The organism is Nocardioides sp. NPDC057577 (assembly GCF_042801335.1).
Taxonomy (GTDB): domain Bacteria; phylum Actinomycetota; class Actinomycetes; order Propionibacteriales; family Nocardioidaceae; genus Nocardioides.
In genome coordinates this window covers 12,380-27,595 of record NZ_JBHVGB010000066.1, presented here as the reverse complement: position 1 = coordinate 27,595, position 15,216 = coordinate 12,380, and the positions used below count along the sequence as shown (strand labels likewise).

The following is a 15,216-nucleotide window of genomic DNA, read 5'->3' as shown; positions in this document are numbered from 1 at the left end:
TGTGTTATGTTGGCGCGGGGGGTTTGTTGGTTGGCCCCTTCCCCGGACCGTTTCCACGGGGGGTGGGGGGGGGGGCGGCCCGGGGGGGGCCCCCACCTCCTGAATCGGAGCGGCACCGGTGCTGTGGCCGGCTTCTATTTAGTGTCGTGGGATCCGGTCACGCCGAGGAGCATGCTCACGGCTCCTTCAGGACGTAGCCGATGCCGCGTACGGTGTGGATCAGCCGGGTCTCACCTTCGGCCTCGGTCTTGCGGCGCAGGTAGCCGACGTAGACCTCGAGCGAGTTGGCGGTCGTCGGGAAGTCGTAGCCCCAGACCTCTTCGAGAATGAACGACCGATCGAGTACGCGGCGGGGCCGGCGCAGGAACATCTCCAGGAGCGTGAACTCGGTGCGGGTGAGCTCGATGGCGCGCTCGCCCCGGGTCACCTCGCGGGTGGTGGTGTTCATGGACAGGTCGGCGAAGTGCAGCGTCTCCTCGTCGTCCTCCCCGACCGGGGCCGCCCGACGCAGCAGCGCGCGCAGCCGGGCCAGGAGCTCCTCGAGCGCGAACGGCTTGGTGAGGTAGTCGTCGGCTCCTGCGTCCAGTCCGTCGACCCGGTCACCGACGGCGTCGCGCGCGGTCAGCACCAGGATCGGTACGTCGTTGCCGGCGGCTCGGAGCGCCTTGGTGGCCTCGATGCCGTCGAGGCGGGGCATCATCACGTCCATCACGACCACGTCGGGGTCGTGGTTGGCGATGCCGGCAAGAGCCTCGGCGCCGTCGCCGGCCAGGGCGACCACGTAGCCGTTGAACTCCAACGACCGGCGCAGCGACTCACGCACGGCCTTGTCGTCGTCGACGACCAGCACGTGCGGCTTGTCGCCGGTGCTGTCGCTGGACCCATCACGAGGGGTGGCAGGGCTGTTCACACTCCTACCTTGCCACCCCTCGCTGAGTCGCTACTGAGAACGGCCCCGGTGTTTGCTAAGCGTTCTCCTTGCGGAAGGTGGAGATGCCCCACCAGACCGCGAGACCGAACAGGGCGACGGTCCACCCCAGGCCCCAGCCGATGTCGGTCATTCCCAGGTCACCGAAGAACGATGCTCGCACCGCGTCGACGATGTGCTTGGTCGGGATGACGTCGGCCAGCGCCTCGAGCCACCCGGCACCGAAGCTCATCGGCAGGAAGATGCCCGACAGCAGCAGGATCGGCATCAGCAGCATGTTGGTCACCGGCGCCATGACGTCCTCGCTCTTGACGAGCAGCGCGAACGCGTTGGAGGCGGCGGCTCCGGCGCCACCGATCATCACGGTGATCGCGATCCCGACGAGGATCCCGACCGGCCTGAAGTCCATGCCCATCACCAGGCCGAGGGCGACCAGGATGATCGCCTGCACCAGGATCTGCAGCAGGTCGCGGTAGAGACGCCCGAACAGCAGCGCACCGCGCGAGGCCGGGGTGACCCGTTCCGCCTCGATGACGCCCTCGCGCCACTCGCCGATCAGCGAGAAGCCGGCGAACATCGCGCCGAAGATGCCGAGCTGGACGAGCATGCCGGGGACGAACCAGTTGTAGGCGTTGCCGCCGAGCTCCTCGATGAGCGGCTCGAGCAGCGGACCGAAGAGCAGCAGGTAGAGGATCGGCTGCATCACCCCGATCAGCACCCAGGCCGGGTTGCGGAGGTTCATCCGCAGCTGCCGGTTGAAGACGACCATCGACTCCCGGAAGAAGCCGGACTTGAGGACAGGCTGCTGGAACTCGGTCATTATTTGGCCTCCAGATTCTGCTCAACGGCCTCGTCGGCCTCGGGTGCGCCTGCGTCGGCATCGCGCAGCGATCGTCCGGTCAGCGTCAGGAAGACGTCGTCCAGGGTGGGACGGGCGACCTCGATCGACTCCAGCGAGACGCCGTTGGCCTCCAGGTCACGCAGCAGCCCGGGGACGGCCTTCCCGGCCCGCGGCACCCGGCCGCTGACCAGTCGCTCGTCGACCTCGATGGTCTCCGAGATCGAGCCGAGCTTGTCGCGCGCGATCGCGACCTGCTCGTCGGTGGCGACCTCCAGGGAGACCAGGTCGCCGGAGACGGCGGCCTTGAGGTTCTCCGGGGTGTCGTTGGCGACGATGCGGCCCTGGTCGATGACGATGACCCGATCGGCGAGGGTGTCGGCCTCGTCGAGGTAGTGGGTGGTCAGGAAGACCGTCGCCCCGTGGTCGGTACGCAGCGAGGCGATGTGGTCCCACAGGTTGGCCCGTGCCTGCGGGTCGAGGCCGGTGGTCGGCTCGTCGAGGAAGACCAGCTTGGGGGCGTGGATCAGCGCCATCGCGATGTCGAGGCGGCGCTTCTGCCCGCCGGACATGTTGCGGGGCTTGCGGCGCCACAGCCCCTCGAGCTGAAGCCGCTCGAAGAGCGCCTGTCCGTGGGCGACCGCGTCCTTCTTGGACATCCCGTAGAGCATGCCGTGGTCGACGACCTCGTCGCCGGCGTAGGCGCCCGAGAAGGTCGATCCGACCTGGGAGCAGTAGCCGATGCTTCGCCTGACCTCGACGGACTGCCTGGCCACGTCGAAGCCGGCCACCGTGGCGGTGCCTGCCGTGGGCTTGAGGAGGGTGGTGAGGATGCGCAGGGTGGTGGTCTTTCCGGCGCCGTTCGGGCCCAGGAAGCCGACCACCTCGCCCTCTTCGACATCGAGGTCGACTCCGTCGACCGCGACGACTTCTCTCTTCTGCTTGCCATGGCCGGAGGCGAAGGTGTGCCTCAGGCCGCGTGCGTGAATCATGTGTCACTCCCTTGTGCGTGCAAGTCCCAGACAAGCACGGACCACCGACAACAATCACCCGGTTTTACCCGGCTGTTCAAACTTGAATACCGAGAGTGTTCAATTTTGATCCCGGGTTGTCAAACCATTTTCGAGCGCGACCCGCGACGGCTCAGCCGCGCAGCATCTCCCGGTAGCGCTTCCGGTCCGCGTCCATCTGCCACCCCGGGTCGTCCGCGGCGGGTGCCCAGTCGGGAGTGTCGCCGGCGAAGAAGAGCTTGCCGCTGCGTACGTCGTCCAGGACCTCCACCAGCCATGCCCGCTCGGAGCGGAGCTTGTCGTGCTGGAGGTGGAGCGCGGCAACGGTGTGGGGCGGCACCATCCGGGCGTTCACACGGACCGCGGCGTCGAGCTCCTTGATCGTGCGCTCCAGGGTCTTCAACCGGGCGCTCAGGTGCTGGATCACGGCCGGCCGCTCCAGCAGCGGCACCAGCGAGAACGCGGCGTAGAAGGAGACGCCGTTGTAGACGTCCACGGCCTGCAGCGAGCGGGTCACGAGGCGCTCCAGCTCTGCCCGGCCACTGGCGCTGATCTCGTAGACCGCGACCGTTCTCCCGTTGTCGACCAGATCGTGCCTGGTCAGATGGCCCTTCTCGGTCAGCGAGGTCAGCGCGTGGTAGATCGAGCCCGGGTTGATGTTGGCCCACTGGTCGACCTGCCACGACATCAGCTCGCGCCGGATCTGATAGCCGTTGACGGGCTCGAACAGCGCCACTGCTCCCAGCAGCAGCATCCGTGTGTCGTCTCCGGCCATAGGGAGATTCTAGGGGCGGCAAGACCGGACCTCAGCGCGACGTCAGCTGCCACAGGTGCCCGTCGGGATCCGCGACGATCGCGCGGTATTCACCCCACGGCGCCGACTCCGGCTCGATCACCCCGTGCCCGAGCGCCGTCGCGGCCGCGTAGCGGGCCTCGACATCGCCGCGCGAGCCGAGCTCGATGGTGACCAGGCACTGCTTCGGTCCCTCCGGCAGGGTCGCCGCGTCCATCGGCTCGTCCCCGAGCTGTCCGGTGACCCACTTGAACCCGCCGGTCGGGATCATCATCACCTCGCAGGAGTCCGACAGGGTCGCGCGAAGCGGCTCGGGGACCCCGTCGTCGGCGAGCTCCCCGGGAGTCTCGAGGCCGAGGCCGTCGCGGAGGAACACGTGGGACCGGGTGCGGTCCCGGGTGGGCAGGGCGATCGTCGTACGCATCCGGAGCTCCTCAGTGACAGCAGTGGTCGGCGGTGGGGGCGGTGTCGGATCCGAGGTCGTCGTCGCGTCCGGCGGTGAGCCGCGACCACTGCGCCGTCGGGCGACCGCTCACGCCGGTGCGATGGTTGGTCGTCGACGCCTCCTCGCTGCGGAACTGGCCACCGTCGACACCCGTGCGCTGCGGCCAGCCCTGCGGTGAGTCCTCCCAGGTCTCCTGCCGTCCGTAGACGGTCATGTCCAGGATCCCGTACGACGCCGACATCGGCTCCACGCCACGTCCGGTCGTGCGGTAGGTCTCGAAGACCCGGTCACCGTCGCGCAGGTAGCAGACCTTGCCCCCGAAGAACCCGCGGGCGTCGAGGACGTCCCACGACTCCTCGGGCACGGAGAACCACGGCATCTCCCACCCCATGAAGTCCCGGTAGCGGGAGCTCTCCGGATAGGGCCCCTGGCAGAAGACGGCGTACGTCACCCCGCGCGAGTGCAGGTAGCCGAGCTCGCTCACGCCGCCGCTGAAGAACGTGCACCCCTCGCACTGGTCCGCCGCGGCATGGCCGGTGTGCCACATGTGGTAGCTCGCGAAGAGCTGGTCGCGCCCCTCGAAGGCATCCAGCAGGCTCACCCGTCCGGCGGCGCCGACGAGCGGTGCGGCCGGGTCGACCTCGGTCATCGGGAGCCTTCGCCGGGCCGCGGCGAGGGCGTCGCCGGCACGGGTGTGGGCCTTCTCGCGGTCGAGGAGCGCTTCGCGCTCGTGCAGATAGGTCGTCCGGTCGACGACCGGTGGCAGCGGGATGGTCGGCTTCATGGCAACTACGTTAAACATAGTTGATACTCTTGTGAAGAGAGTTTGGAGGATCGATGCCGAAGAAGCAGACGTACGCCGACCTGGGTGATGCCTGCGCGACCGCGCACGCCATGGACGTCATCGGGGACCGCTGGAGCATGGTGATCGCGCGCGAGCTGTTGCTCGGTCCGCGCCGGTTCGCGGACCTGGCCTCGGCCGTCGTCGGGATCACGCCTGCCGTGCTGACCTCCAGACTGGGGGCGATGCGGGAGACCGGCGTCGTCGAGCAGGCCCGGCTCGACGACCTCGGGCAGACCCGCGTCTACCGGCTCACCGAGTGGGGGCAGGGGCTGGAGGACGTGATGCGGTCGCTCGGTCACTGGGCGCAGCGCTCGCCCGGCTTCCCGGTCCCGGAGGGGAGCATGACCCCCGACGGGGTGATCGTGGCGATGCGCACCATGGCCCCCTACGCCACGATGGCCGCATGGGATGACGGCCCCGTCCGGATCGCGATCGAGCTGCACGACGAGCGGCGTCCCGCCGCGGGCGTACGCCGCTACCGGCTGCGCTGGGACGCGGACGGATTCGAGCTGACCGAGGGTGCGGACGATGCGCCCGCGGCGACCGTCTCCGGTGATTCCTCCGTTTGGGCAGGCGTGGTCTTTGCCGGGGCGCCGACCAACGCGGTCGGCATCGAGGGCGACCGGCGAGCCGTGGAGCGGGTCGCCGCTGCGTACGCCGCGATTGCGTAGCACCGGCATTTCACTGGCACGCCGGGACCTCTGGCACTGATGACGCGTAGTCCGGGATCACTACTCTCGATGGGTTCGAATGACTCGGAGAGGATCGACGTGACCCTGAACCTGACGTACGGGGACCTGGGAGACGCGTGCGCTGCCGCGCACGCCCTGGACCTGATCGGTGACCGGTGGAGCCTGATCGTGGTGCGCGAGCTGATGTTCGGGCCGCGTACGGCACGTGACCTGGAATCCTCGGTGATCGGGGTCAGCAACAACGAGCTCAAGGACCGGCTGCAGTTCCTCGAGCACGCCGGCGTCGTGGTCGAGACCGAGCTCGGCTACATCACCAAGACGACGGCCTACGCGCTCACCCCGTGGGGACGCGAGCTCGAGTCGATCCTCGGGGCGCTCGGCCGCTGGGCCCACGGCTCGACCCGCTTCCCGATCATGTCCGCCGGGATGACGCCCAGCGGCGTGATGGTGGCGATGCGCACGATGGTGCCCGCCGGCAGCGCGACGACCCCCGAGCCGATCAGCGTCACCTGGGAGCTGACCGACGCCCGCCGTCCTGACGCCGACCCGCAGCAGTTCCGGCTCGTGTGGCAGGGCAACCAATTCGACCTCGCTGAGGGCACCCTCGAGGACGCCGACGTCACCATCGCCGGCGACTCGACGGCTTGGACCGGTGTCGTGTTCATGGGCTTCCCCGTGGATGCCGCGATCGCCGAGGCCGGGCTCGTGGTCGAGGGTGACCGCGCCGCGCTGGATCGCGTGCTCGGGCTGTTCGCGGACACGCTCGCCGCGGCCAGCTGAGGTCTCTTCGGTCGGCCGTCTCGCGGACGGGGCGGCAGCGTCGCGTCCGACGTGGTTCACTGGACTCGACGGATCCGGCTGCTCGGAGAGGATCGACGTGACCCTGCACCTGTCCTACGGAGACCTGGGAGATGCGTGCGCGGCCGCGCACGCGTTGGACCTGATCGGTGATCGGTGGAGCCTGATCGTGGTGCGCGAGCTGATGTTCGGGCCGCGCACGGCTCCTGATCTGAGGTCGTCCCTGATCGGGGTCAGCACCGAGGAGCTCAACGACCGGCTGCAGTTCCTCGAGCGCGCGGGCGTCATCGTCGAGACCGAGCTCGGCTACCTCACCAAGACCACGGCGTACGCCCTGACCGACTGGGGCCGGGAGCTGGAGAAGGTCCTCAGCGTCTTGTCGCTGTGGGCCTTGGAAGGGTCGGCGCACTTCCCGGTCCCGTCGACGGGGATGACGCCCAGCGGGGTGATGGTCGCGATGCGCACGATGGTCCCGCCCCAGAGCCTGCCCACCCAGGCTCCGCTCCGGGCCACCTGGAAGCTGACCGACGCCCGCTGCCCCGACGTGGAGCCTCTGCAGTTCCGGCTGGACTGGAACGAGTACGGCTTCGATCTCGACGTCGGTGAGCTCGCCCGGGTGGACGTCACCATCTCCGGCGACTCGACGGCCTGGGCGGGCGTCGCGCTCCTCGGTCAGTCCCTCGAGGAAGCCTTGGCCAAGGGCGACCTCCACGTCGAGGGCGACCGGGAGGCGCTGGCGCGTGTGCTCCGGGTCTTCGCCGACGCGATGGCCGCGGTGGGCTGACCCTGCGCTTCTAGGGAGCCGGGTCGGCGCAGAAGGCGATCAGCTCGCCGCGGGCCTTGCCCTGCTCGATCCGCTGGCCGACGTCGAGCGGGACGTGCTTCAGCTCGCCTAGCGGGGAGCGGATGATGGCGCTCTGCCGGCGCCAGGGCGCGATGGTCGGAGGAGCCACGCAGTGGTGCTGTTCGAGCATCGCGGCGAGCTCGGGCTGCTCCCGCTTCGCCAGCGACCGAGGCTCGGACGGCGTGGTGACGGCGACCAGACAGAAGGCCGCCAGCGCGGTCAGCGCGCAGACCTTCATGGCGACGACGACCAGCGTCATGAGTCGCGGGGTGTCCGAGTGCACGCCTGTCCAACGACCGATGAGCCCGACGGTGACGGCCTGCGCCGGGCACTATGACGAAGGTCCCATCCGGACACCGGGGGCAGACCAGGTGCAGAGTCGCTAGTGTCGCGTCATGCCTTCGCGTACGTCTTCCTGGTTCTCCTCGCCCGCCGAGGCCGTCACCCGTCTCGGAGACGTCGGTTACCTCGCGGACGACTCCACCGCGTTGACGAGCTACCTCGCGGGGGCGCTGGAGAAGCCGGTGCTCATCGAAGGACCGGCCGGCGTGGGCAAGACCGAGCTGGCCAAGGCGATCACCCGCGCGACCGGGGCCGAGCTGGTCAGGCTGCAGTGCTACGAGGGCCTGGACGAGGCGCGAGCGCTCTACGAGTGGAACTACAAGAAGCAGCTCCTCCGCATCCAGGCGGCCAACGACGGCCAGGCGTGGGAGGAGACCCACGACGACATCTTCTCCGAAGAGTTCCTGCTGACCCGGCCCCTGCTGACCGCGATCCGCCGCGAGGAGCCGACGGTGCTGCTCATCGACGAGGTCGACAAGACCGACGTCGAGGTCGAGGGGCTGTTGCTCGAGGTGCTCTCCGACTTCCAGGTGACCATCCCCGAGCTCGGCACGATGACCTCGACCCGCCGTCCGCTGGTCGTGCTCACCTCCAACGCCACCCGCGAGCTCTCCGAGGCGCTCAAGCGACGCTGCCTCTACCTCCACCTCGACTACCCCGACGCCGACCGGGAGCGCGAGATCGTGCTCTCCCAGGTGCCCGGGCTCGACGACAAGGTCGCCCGCCAGCTGGTCTCGGTCGTCGGCCGGCTGCGAGAGCTGGAGCTCAAGAAGGCCCCGAGCATCGCCGAGTCGGTCGACTGGGCGCGCACCCTGATCGCGCTGGAGATCACCGACCTCTCCGACAAGGCCGTCGCCGACACCCTCGGCGTCGTCCTCAAGCACTCCTCCGACGTCGACCGTGCCGTCCGAGAGCTGCGGTTGAAGAGGTGACTCTCCTCGACCGGCACATCGAGTTCCTCGAAGCACTGCGGGGAGCGGGGCTGCCGGTGTCGCTCTCCGAGGGCCTCGACGCGGTCACCGCTCTCGGCCTGATCGGCTGGACCGACCGGACCCAGGTCAAGGAGGCGTACGCCGCGACCCTGGTCAAGCGCGCCAACCAGCGGGCCACCTTCGACGGGCTCTTCGAGCTCTACTTCCCGCGGATGGTGGGCTCCGGCATGGACGCTGAGGCCGAGGCCGCCGGGGTGGCGAAGGATGGGCCCGAGGCACTCTCCGAGTTCAGCTCACGGCTGGCCGAGGCGCTGGAGGCCGACGACGTCGAGATGCTCCGCCAGCTGGCCGCCGAGGCGGTGGCCCGCTTCGGCGCGATGCCCGGCCGCGGGCCCGGGCTCAGCTCCTGGTCGTCCTACACCGCGCTACGCCGGCTCTCCACCGACGAGCTCACCGCCCGGCTCATCGAAGGTCTCCAGCAGGGCGGCTGGACCGAGGAGGAGGCCGCTCGGGTCGGGGGTCGCCGGGTGGACCGGTTCGCCAGCCTGGTCGAAGCCGACGCCCGGCGAAGGATCGCGGAGGAGAAGGGCCCCGAGCAGATCGCCAAGATCGCCGTACGCCCCACCATCGAGAAGCTCGACTTCCTGCATGCGCGGCGGGCCGACCTGGAGGCGCTGCGGCGCGAGATCTACCCGTTGGCGCGCCGGCTGGCGACGCGGCTCACCCAGGAGCACCACGCGCGCCGGCGAGGAGCGGTGGACCTGCGGCGTACCCTCCGGTCCTCGATGTCCACCGGCGGCGTCCCCGTCGACCTGCGGTTCCGGCCGAAGCGGCCGCACCGCACCGAGCTGGTGATCCTGTGCGACGTGTCGGGCTCGGTGTCCAACTTCGCGACGTTCACGCTGATGCTCGTCTTCGCGCTGCGCGAGCAGTTCGGCAAGGTGCGCGCGTTCACCTTCGTCGACGAGATCCACGAGGTCACGTCCTACTTCCGTCCCGGCGCCGACCTGGTCGACACGATGACCGAGCTGACGAAGGCGACCGAGCACTCGGCCCGGATGGGGCGCACCAACTACGGCCGCGCCTTCTCCCTCTTCCAGGAGCGGCACGCCGACGCCCTCGGCCCCAAGTCGTCGCTGCTGATCCTCGGCGACGCCCGGTCGAACTACTCCGACCTCGCCGTCGGCTCGCTGCGCGCGATGGTCGAGGGGAGCCGGCATGCGCACTGGCTCAACCCCGAGGTCCGTACGCAGTGGGACACCGGCGACTCGGAAGCGACCCGTTACGGGTCGATCATCGAGATGCGGGAGTGCCGCAACCTCACCCAGCTCTCCGAGTTCGTCCACGACCTCGCCTGAGCGCACCGGCTCGACCAGCGGGGGTCACTGAAGCTTGAGGTCCAGTCCGTAGACGATCCGGTCGGCGACCCCGACGGAGTCGGTGATGCAGACGACCCGGTCCTCGGCGAGGAACCGGCGCCGGTCGGAGAGGACCGGGGTGCCGTCGGGGATCTGCAGGTCGTAGGTCTCCTGCGGCGTCGGCATCCGCGACTCGATGTCCATCGCGACCGTGGTCACCTTCACGCCGACCGTGGCGAGCAGGTCCTTGATCGGAGGCTGTGGCCAGTCGTCGGTCGGGGTGGCCAGCGGGGTGTCGATGACCAGCGGATACGGGATGTAGGCCGTGGTGCGGTACTCCGCGGTGTCGTCGCCGCTGATGTAGAAGGTGTAGGTGGTGCTGAGGAGCTCGCTGCGGGGATCGATCTCGAAGGCCGCCCCCAGCTTCTCGCCGGCCGCGATCACCTCGTAGGCGTGCTCGATCGAGAGACCGTCGTCCGGGCCGCGCGGCGGCTGGTTGTAGGCCGCGTCCGGCTTCGCCGGGTGGCTCCGGTCGGTGATCAGCATGCTCATCAGGTCGTAGCGGGTCTTGGTGGCGTCGCGTACGAAGACGCCACGGCCCTGCTCGCTGGTGATCAGGCCTTCGTTGCGCAGCACCGCCAGACCCCGCCGGATCGTGGCGCGGTCGTAGGGGAAGGTGTCCATCAGCTCGGGTTCGGTCGGTAGACGCTCGCCGGGCTGGTAGGTGCCGTCGTCGATCTGGGCCCGCAGATAGTCGGCCACGTGGAGGTATTTCGGCAGGCCGCGCGGACGGGGGTTGCTCATGGGAGAACACGTTACTGAGGCGTACAGATCCCGAATAGCCGCATAGCCCCACCCTTTCAGCCTTGACCCATTGCAATGAGTGGACTTAGGGTCGAACAAGCCTCGGGGCGTTGGGCACCTGGCCCCCGCTGGAGACCGGCGTCTCGAGGCACTCAACGACGAGAGCCATCGACATTCCTTGGGGGGAATTCGTGTTCGTAGACGACAGACTCAGCATGCGATCCAGTGAGAGGCCGCCGGTCCTGTCCAAGGACCCGCTGGTCTACCGCACCGACCGAGGCAGCTTCTGGCACCTTCGTTCGGTCAAGAGGAGCAACGGGTACGTGATGACCATGTGCGGCCGCCGGTTGGGCACCTGGCACGTGCTGCCGCCACGAAGGCTCAGCAAGGTCGCGCCCCACCAGGTCTGCGTCGGCTGCCTGCGCAAGACGCCGATCGGTGAGGTGAAACGCCCGAGCGGGTCAGGCAACCTCGAGAAGGCTGAGGTCGGTGAGCCACTCGACCGGCGCGACGTCATCGGTGTAGACCGTCCCGCCCCGGACGCCCGGCTCGAGCCGGGCGGCGGAGTCAGTGAGGGTGCCGGCGAGGTCCGCGGGCTGCGACGTCGCGGTGGCGACGAGGCTGGCGGCGGGATCGGCGTCCGGGTCGACGGTCGCGATCAGGTGGGTGTTGGTCGGGCCCGAGTCCGACCGCCACACGGCCTCGCCGAACGAGGTCCGCAGGGTTGCGGTGAGGACCTTCTCCAGCGCTGTCGAGCCCTCCGGGTGGGCTGAGTTCACGACGAGCACCCCGCCCGGGTTCAGGTGGTCCTTCGCCAGGGCGAAGAACTCCTTCGTGGTCAGGTAGAACGGGATGTAGGGCTGGTGGTAGGCGTCGACCATGATCGCGTCGTACTTCCGGGTCTGCTTCTGCAGCCACGGGCGCGCGTCGGCGGTGTGGAGGTGGAGGTTCGGCTGGTCCTGGAGGTCGAAGAGCTTCTGGCCGACCTCGGTGACGTCCTCGTCGATCTCGACGGCGTCGACCCGGGTCTCGGGGGCGTAGTGGCCGAACTGGCGTGCGGTCGTCCCGGCGGCCGAGCCCAGGATCGCCACCGACTTCGGGGCCTCCGCGCCGGCGTACGACAACGAGAGCATCTCGTCCCAGTAGGCGCCGGTGAGCCATTCGCCCTCGTTGTAGACGGAGTGCACGGCGTGGCCCTCGTTGAGCTCGAGGTAGCGGCTGCCGTCGTCGTACTCGACCACGCGGGCGTACTGGTATTCCGTCTCCTTCTCCCAGATCACCTCGCCGCCGTTGCTGGTCAGCGTCTTGATCGACCCGGTCGGAAGCAGGATCAGCGCGAGGATCACCGCCGGCACGACCGAGGCCGGCAACCGGCGCTTGACCAGGTGCGGGATCGCGCAGATCGCCATCAGGAGAGCGAAGATCAGGAACGTACGCCGCGTCCCGACGACCGGGATGAGGAACAGCGAGGCGGCGAAGGTGCCGACCAGGGAGCCGACCGTCGAGATCGCATAGAGGCGCCCGGCCGCGTGGCCGGCATCCTCGACGGCTTCGACGCTCAGCCTGACGGCGTAGGGGCTGACGATGCCGAGCAGGAAGAGCGGGATCGCGAGCAGCACGCCGACCCCGACGAGCGAGCCGGCGAAGGTCGCGATGCTGAGCTGGTCGACCGCCCTGACCGCGAGCGGAAGGAACGGGTCGGCGACGAACGGCACCGCGGCCAGGAGGGCGGCGGCGGCGAGCACGATCTTGGCCAGGCCGGAGGGATGCGGGTTCCGGTCGGCGATCCTGCCGCCGACGGCGTAGCCGATCGCGAGTGCCACCAGCACCGTCGCGATCGTGTTGGCCCACACGATCGTCGAGTCGCCGAACCACGGAGCGAGCAGCCGAGCCGCGGCCATCTCTGACCCCAAGGTGCCGGCACCGACGGTGAAGACGAGAAGCTCAAGCGCACGCGCACGCAGTTTCATGGAGGTGAACCTATCCGGCTGCTCCAACGTCGGCACGCGAGGCTGGTTCTGCTCGTCGTCCGGCCTTGATCCGGTCGAGCACCGCAGGCTGTCCGAGGAGTACGCCACCGAGCACCAACGCCATCCCGAGCCCGCTGGTCGGGGTGAGATGTTCTCCTGCGAAGGCGAGGCCGATGAGGATCCCGGCGACCGGGTTGAGCAGGCCGACCAGCGACACCGCGGCGGCGGGAAGGCGCCGGGCGCCACGGAACCAGACCGCGTACGCGACGACCGTGCCGACGATGCCGATGTAGGCGTAGCCCCCGACCGCCGGCAGGTCGAGCGCGGGCGGTGGGCCTTCGACGAGGAGGGCCACGGGGGCGAGGGCGAGGCCGCCGAGGACGAGCTGCCAGGCGGTGAAGGTGAGCAGTCCGACCGGCGGCCGCCAGACCTTGACGAGGATGAATCCGGTGGAGAAGACGGCGACCGAGGCGAAGGCGGCCAGGACCCCGATCAGGTCGAGGCTCGCGCCGCCGCGGAGCACCAGCAGGGCCACGCCGATGGCGCCGACGACGCCGGCCGTGAGCGATCCGGCCCGTGGCCGCTCGCCGGCGAAGGCCCAGGCCAGCAGCATCACCACGATCGGAGATACCGCGGTCAGGGTGGCGGCGAGGCCGCCGGGGAGCCGGTAGGCGGCGACGAAGACGAGGGCGAAGAACGCTCCGAAGTTGAGCAGCCCGAGCGCTGCGGTCCGCCACCACCAGGAGCCGTGGAGCAGGCCGGGCCGGAGTGCCAGGAGCAGCAGGCCGAAGGGCAGCGCCCGGATCACGGCGCCGAACAGTGGCCGGTCCGGCGGTAGGAACGTGGCGGTGACGAAGTAGCCCGACCCCCAGGCAACCGGGGCGATCGCGGTCAGCGCGAGGGTCGTGAATCTACTTTCCATGGAAGAGATAATATCTTCCTCGTCAGATATATTCCACTGTCATGGCAGACCACGTCTCGACCGTGATGGCGCAGTGGGAGCGGGAGCGCCCCGACCTCGACATCACCCCGCAGGCCGTCATCGCCCGGCTGCACCGCCTCGCGCTGCGTCTCACCGACGAGCTCGTCGAGGTCTATGCCCAACACGGGCTCGGTGAAGGGGAGTTCGACGTGCTGGCCACGCTGCGACGACAAGGCGCTCCGTACGCCCTGACTCCGAAGGAGCTCGGCGAGCAGACGATGGTCTCCTCGGGCGCGGTCACCAAGCGGGTCGACCGCTGCCTGGCCCAGGGGTGGGTCAGCCGTGACCGCCGCGACGAGGACGGTCGTGGGCGCCGGATCGCGCTGACCGAGAGCGGGCGTGAGCTCATCGATGAGGCTTTCACCGACCACATCGCCAACGAGCACCGCCTGCTCGCCGTCTTCACCGCGGCCGAGCGGCGTTCGCTCGCCCGGCTGCTCGAGAAGTGGGCCGAGCAGACCGGGGCTTGAGCTTGCCCCAGGGTCAGACACCAATCTGATGACACCGGTGACCATCACCGGGGAGGATGGTGAACATGAGCGAGCGTCAGCGAGCGACGACAAGCCTCAGGCGACCGCTCTCGTATTCTGGCGCTTGCGCCACGGGAGCGGTCGCATGAGCGGCGGCCTGGAGGGGCTTGTGAACATCGGCGATTTCGCCCGGGCGACCGGGCTGACGCCGAAGGCGCTGAGGTTGTACGACGACCTCGGTCTGCTGCTGCCCGCCGAGGTGGACGCGGCTTCCGGCTATCGCCGCTACGCGCCTGACCAGGTGGAACGCGCACGCCTGGTGGCCGCACTGCGCTTGGTCGGGATGCCGCTGGCCCGGATCCGGGAGGTCGTCGACATGCCCGCCGCACTCGCGGCGGTCGAGATCGAGACCTACTGGCGCCAGGTCGAGGCCGACACGTCCACGCGTCGCACCATGGTCTCCGTCCTCGTCCACCGATTGAGGAGCGAGGCACATCAGATGACTACGTCAACCGAGACCCTGCACGCCGAGTTCGGCGTCAGCCACGAGACCGGCGGCCGGTCGAGCCAGCAGGACGCCGTCCTGGTCACCTCCGAGCTGATCGCGGTCGCCGACGGTTTCGGCGACCGCGACGATCTCGCCGGGGCGGCCCTGACTGCGTACGCGGCCGGCGGGCTGAGGTCGGCCATCCAGGAGGTGTTCGCGGAGGTGCCGAAGTCGGGCACCACCCTGACCGCAGTCGACCTGCACGGCTCCACTGCGCGGGTCACCCACATCGGCGACGCCAGGGTCTTCCTGGTGCGGGACGGAGCCGTACGCCAGGTCACCCACGACCACACGGTCGTGGCCGCGATGGTCGAGGCCGGCCAGCTGACCGCCGACGAGGCTCGTTCCCACGAGCACCGGGCGCTGCTCAACCGCGCCCTCGTCCCCGGAGTCGTCGCCGACGAGATGTCGCTCGACCTGCTGCCCGGCGACAGGCTGGTGCTGACCACCGACGGCGTCCATTCCTTCGTCGACGACCTGGACGCCCTGATCACCGCCGAGGCCGGCCCGCAGGCCGTTGCCGATGCGGTGGCCGCCGCTGTCGTCGTCGCCGGAGAACCGGACAACCACACGATCGTGGTCGCCGACCTCTCGTAGACGCTGGTTTCGACACGCCTCC

17 protein-coding genes are annotated in these 15,216 nt (G+C 69.3%); 7 read left to right on the top strand and 10 right to left on the bottom strand.

The annotated features are described in order from the left end of the window. Positions 1-175 precede the first annotated feature (175 nt). The 6 genes from ACFU7D_RS15015 to ACFU7D_RS14990 form a co-directional block, all read right to left on the bottom strand. Positions 176-850 carry a response regulator transcription factor gene (locus tag ACFU7D_RS15015; RefSeq protein ID WP_091044290.1) on the bottom strand — a complete coding sequence of 225 codons (675 nt, stop codon included), beginning with the start codon at positions 848-850 and terminating at the stop codon, positions 176-178. Positions 851-965: 115 nt separating this feature from the next. Beyond that, positions 966-1,748 (bottom strand): ABC transporter permease, encoded by a 783-nt coding sequence (locus ACFU7D_RS15010; RefSeq protein ID WP_378725525.1) that lies wholly within the window; start codon positions 1,746-1,748, stop codon positions 966-968. Continuing rightward, positions 1,748-2,758 carry an ATP-binding cassette domain-containing protein gene (locus ACFU7D_RS15005; RefSeq protein WP_378725523.1) on the bottom strand — a complete coding sequence of 337 codons (1,011 nt, stop codon included), beginning with the start codon at positions 2,756-2,758 and terminating at the stop codon, positions 1,748-1,750. The genes ACFU7D_RS15010 and ACFU7D_RS15005 overlap by 1 nt, the downstream gene beginning before the upstream one ends. A 151-nt stretch (positions 2,759-2,909) precedes the next feature. Continuing rightward, a complete protein-coding gene (locus ACFU7D_RS15000; RefSeq protein WP_378868290.1) occupies positions 2,910-3,551 on the bottom strand; it encodes a PadR family transcriptional regulator in 642 nt (213 codons plus the stop codon). A 31-nt stretch (positions 3,552-3,582) separates the two neighbouring features. Next, the gene (locus ACFU7D_RS14995; protein WP_378868287.1) at positions 3,583-3,993 is read right to left on the bottom strand and encodes a VOC family protein; all 411 of its coding nucleotides are present in this window, start codon (positions 3,991-3,993) and stop codon (positions 3,583-3,585) included. Between the two features lie 10 nt (positions 3,994-4,003). Continuing rightward, positions 4,004-4,798, bottom strand: coding sequence for a DUF899 family protein (locus ACFU7D_RS14990; RefSeq protein ID WP_378868284.1), 795 nt, complete (start codon positions 4,796-4,798; stop codon positions 4,004-4,006). Between the two features lie 53 nt (positions 4,799-4,851). Here ACFU7D_RS14990 and ACFU7D_RS14985 point away from each other — a divergent pair, with 53 nt between their 5' ends. The 3 genes from ACFU7D_RS14985 (at position 4,852) to ACFU7D_RS14975 (ending at position 7,132) form a co-directional block, all read left to right on the top strand. Next, positions 4,852-5,529 carry a winged helix-turn-helix transcriptional regulator gene (locus ACFU7D_RS14985; RefSeq protein WP_378868281.1) on the top strand — a complete coding sequence of 226 codons (678 nt, stop codon included), beginning with the start codon at positions 4,852-4,854 and terminating at the stop codon, positions 5,527-5,529. Positions 5,530-5,628: 99 nt separating this feature from the next. Continuing rightward, positions 5,629-6,330, top strand: a complete 702-nt coding sequence (locus tag ACFU7D_RS14980) for a winged helix-turn-helix transcriptional regulator (RefSeq protein WP_378868279.1) — start codon at positions 5,629-5,631, stop codon at positions 6,328-6,330. A 97-nt stretch (positions 6,331-6,427) separates the two neighbouring features. Continuing rightward, positions 6,428-7,132: a winged helix-turn-helix transcriptional regulator gene (locus ACFU7D_RS14975; protein WP_378725512.1), complete on the top strand. Its 705-nt coding sequence runs from the start codon at positions 6,428-6,430 to the stop codon at positions 7,130-7,132. 10 nt (positions 7,133-7,142) lie between these two features. On the opposite strand, the gene ACFU7D_RS14970 is transcribed toward ACFU7D_RS14975, so the two are convergent. Next, positions 7,143-7,451 (bottom strand): hypothetical protein, encoded by a 309-nt coding sequence (locus tag ACFU7D_RS14970; protein ID WP_378868276.1) that lies wholly within the window; start codon positions 7,449-7,451, stop codon positions 7,143-7,145. 136 nt (positions 7,452-7,587) lie between these two features. Between ACFU7D_RS14970 and ACFU7D_RS14965 the strand changes: the two genes are divergently transcribed. Both ACFU7D_RS14965 and ACFU7D_RS14960 read left to right on the top strand, forming a co-directional pair. After that, the gene (locus ACFU7D_RS14965; RefSeq protein WP_091043344.1) at positions 7,588-8,466 is read left to right on the top strand and encodes a MoxR family ATPase; all 879 of its coding nucleotides are present in this window, start codon (positions 7,588-7,590) and stop codon (positions 8,464-8,466) included. Then, positions 8,463-9,824 (top strand): VWA domain-containing protein, encoded by a 1,362-nt coding sequence (locus tag ACFU7D_RS14960; RefSeq protein ID WP_378868273.1) that lies wholly within the window; start codon positions 8,463-8,465, stop codon positions 9,822-9,824. Before ACFU7D_RS14965 ends, ACFU7D_RS14960 begins: the two co-directional genes overlap by 4 nt. Before the next feature lie 24 nt (positions 9,825-9,848). Here ACFU7D_RS14960 and ACFU7D_RS14955 read toward each other — a convergent pair whose 3' ends face one another. The 3 genes from ACFU7D_RS14955 to ACFU7D_RS14945 all read right to left on the bottom strand — a co-directional run bounded on the left by ACFU7D_RS14955 (position 9,849) and on the right by ACFU7D_RS14945 (position 13,520). Further along, positions 9,849-10,628, bottom strand: a complete 780-nt coding sequence (locus tag ACFU7D_RS14955) for a GntR family transcriptional regulator (protein WP_378725509.1) — start codon at positions 10,626-10,628, stop codon at positions 9,849-9,851. A gap of 461 nt (positions 10,629-11,089) precedes the next feature. Continuing rightward, entirely contained in the window at positions 11,090-12,598 is a 1,509-nt protein-coding gene (locus ACFU7D_RS14950) for a spermidine synthase (protein ID WP_378868266.1), read from the bottom strand. Between the two features lie 10 nt (positions 12,599-12,608). Beyond that, the gene (locus ACFU7D_RS14945; RefSeq protein ID WP_378868264.1) at positions 12,609-13,520 is read right to left on the bottom strand and encodes a DMT family transporter; all 912 of its coding nucleotides are present in this window, start codon (positions 13,518-13,520) and stop codon (positions 12,609-12,611) included. A gap of 41 nt (positions 13,521-13,561) precedes the next feature. On the opposite strand from ACFU7D_RS14945, the gene ACFU7D_RS14940 reads away from it, so the two are divergent. Together ACFU7D_RS14940 and ACFU7D_RS14935 are read left to right on the top strand one after the other, a co-directional pair. After that, positions 13,562-14,050 (top strand): MarR family winged helix-turn-helix transcriptional regulator, encoded by a 489-nt coding sequence (locus ACFU7D_RS14940; protein ID WP_378868261.1) that lies wholly within the window; start codon positions 13,562-13,564, stop codon positions 14,048-14,050. 145 nt (positions 14,051-14,195) lie between these two features. After that, a complete protein-coding gene (locus ACFU7D_RS14935) occupies positions 14,196-15,194 on the top strand; it encodes a MerR family transcriptional regulator (protein ID WP_378868259.1) in 999 nt (332 codons plus the stop codon). Positions 15,195-15,216 lie beyond the last annotated feature (22 nt).